Here is a 2,404-nt window from a genome sequence, read left to right as displayed (position 1 = left end):
TGAGTTGTGTTGATTGCGATGTTGAGACCTAAAAATAGCACATAATTAAAATAAATCTATACTTAATTTTATAGCTGTATTTTAAATATGCACATCTCAATATCGCAATCAATTTATAGAACGAAGTCGCTAAAAGCAGACCGCCCCGTATGGGGATTCAATAATTCACAACTCACCTTAAATTCCATAATCTTCATGTATATATTAATATTTTAAGACTTTACTCCACAAAAATATATAGTTATTTTATTTTTGAACATAGATTCCCCCTCCCCATGCTTAAGTATTTATTCACTTTTACCTTAATCTAAGGTGATGAATCACTCCGAGGCATTATCTTACCTATCTTTATTAAATTTCCCTTCTCACAATTTTTACACTTACCTATTCTAATTCCAGTTAATTTAAAGAATAGCTCCGCTGTCGATAATATTTCTACTTCTTTTGGTTTTATTCTAAATATTTCTATGCATCGCTTAAACTTTAGATTTTTATTTCTGTTGGCTAAAATACCATAATGTCTTATTTTCACAAATCTATCTGGTAAGATATGCATAGTAAAACGTCTTATAAATTCTGCTGGTTTTAAAGACATTACTTTTTCCTTATTTTTATCTTTGTAATCTCTCCATTTAAATACTACTTTTTCATTATCAACTTTTATAATTCTGTTATCTGATATAGCAACTCTATGAGTATATCTACCTAAATATTGAAGCACATACTCGGCACTGCTGAAAGGTGCTTTACTATAAACAATCCATTCTTTTTTATATAAATCATCTTTAAATGAACCAAATATATTCCTTGATGATAACTCACTTATGTTTCTAGGAAATTTAAGTTTATTCTTTAGATAAAGTTCATTTAAATGATAGATAAATTTTCCTCTAAACTTTCTTGATAAAACTTTTACTGGAATGAAAAATTTCTTTTTCGATCTTATCCATTTTGTGCTATCAAGGCTTAATCCACCACCTGGTACTATACAATGAATATGTGGATGAAACATTAAATTTTGTCCCCAAGTATGCAATATTGTTGTAAATCCAATATTCGAACTTAAGTATTTTTTATCCTTTGCTAATTCTAGCAAAGTCTCGGAAACAGAAGTAAAAAGAATAGAGTATATTTCTTTTTGATTAAAGATTGTTAATGAATTTAACTGTTCTGGAATTGTAAAAACAATATGAAAATAATGAGTTGGCAATAAAGCTTTGCTTCTTTCATAAATCCATAACTCTTTTGCATAAGTCTGACATTTAGGACAGTGCCTATTTCTACATGAATTATATGAAATCATAGTATCTCCGCATTCATCACACTCATATACATGGCCGCCAAGCGCAGCAGTTCTACAATCCTTAATAGAATATAGTGCTTTTAGAATATTGGATGGTAGTTTCTTTGATTTTGTGTACGATTCGCCGTGTAACTTAATGATATCTTGAAGTGAATTCATAAACCTAATCCAATGTATCTAATGGACTTTTTATATTCAATACCTGATAATCTTTTACATGTAGATATATTGAAGTTGTTTTAATATTAGAATGTCCCATCAAAGTTTGAATATTGGCGAGTTCAATACCATCATTCATCAAATGTGTAGCAAAAGAATGCCTTAAAGTATGAACGGTTGCCTTTTTAGTCATTCCAGCTTTTTTCATTGCTTTATCCATAGCCATTTGTACACCTCGACTAGTTAACTTAGTTTTTGTTAGTCTAGATATAAATAAATAGTCATCTGGAGAATAATTTCTATGACCAAACTTCTTCCAATATACCCTTAGTAACTCTAAATTCTTTTGAGATAACAAAGTATATCTTTCTTTATTCCTCTTACCGTTTCTAACTCTGATTTTCATTTCTTTACTCATAATATCAGATATTCTTAAGTTTATAACTTCGCTAACGCGTAAGCCGGCAGAATATATAGTTGATAATATTGCTCTATGTTTTAAATAAGTAGTAGATTCCAATAGAAGTTTTACTTCTTCTTTTGTTAAATATTTAGGTAACTTCTTATCATATCTAAGTCTTGGAACTCTTAAATCACTCCATGATCCTTCAAGTGTCACAACATAAAAGAATTTTAGAGTACTATTAATATAATTTACAGTTCCTCTGCATAATTTTTTCCTTTTTATGCAATACTCTAAATAATTAATGATTTCAGGCTCACCTAGTAATTCAGGCGGCTTGTTATAATACCTAGAAAAAGCATTCATAGTGCAAACCATGTTTTTTATAGTTTTTTCACTATGTCCGCGTAATTCTAAATCATTAATCATTTTTTCGATTTTTTGATACATTTTATCACTCCTTTTAAAAGGCGTGTAAAATGTGAGAAGTGAAGTTCCTTGAGAAAGAACTTCACTTCTTATTTTTTCCATATAAAATT

At 29.0% G+C, this 2,404-nt stretch carries 2 protein-coding genes; both read right to left on the bottom strand.

From position 1 onward, the window contains the following. Positions 1-307: 307 nt before the first annotated feature. The gene (locus tag ACJDTP_RS27250; RefSeq protein ID WP_171780659.1) at positions 308-1,462 is read right to left on the bottom strand and encodes an IS91 family transposase; all 1,155 of its coding nucleotides are present in this window, start codon (positions 1,460-1,462) and stop codon (positions 308-310) included. Between the two features lie 4 nt (positions 1,463-1,466). Beyond that, the coding region (locus ACJDTP_RS27245) for a tyrosine-type recombinase/integrase (protein WP_406762986.1) at positions 1,467-2,404 on the bottom strand (938 nt) is incomplete at its 5' end.

Origin of the sequence: Candidatus Clostridium helianthi, assembly GCF_045310795.1 — a bacterium.
Classification (GTDB): domain Bacteria; phylum Bacillota; class Clostridia; order Clostridiales; family Clostridiaceae; genus Clostridium; species Clostridium helianthi.
The sequence above is the reverse complement of the archived record's forward strand: the minus strand, read 5'-3'. Positions and strand labels throughout refer to the sequence as shown.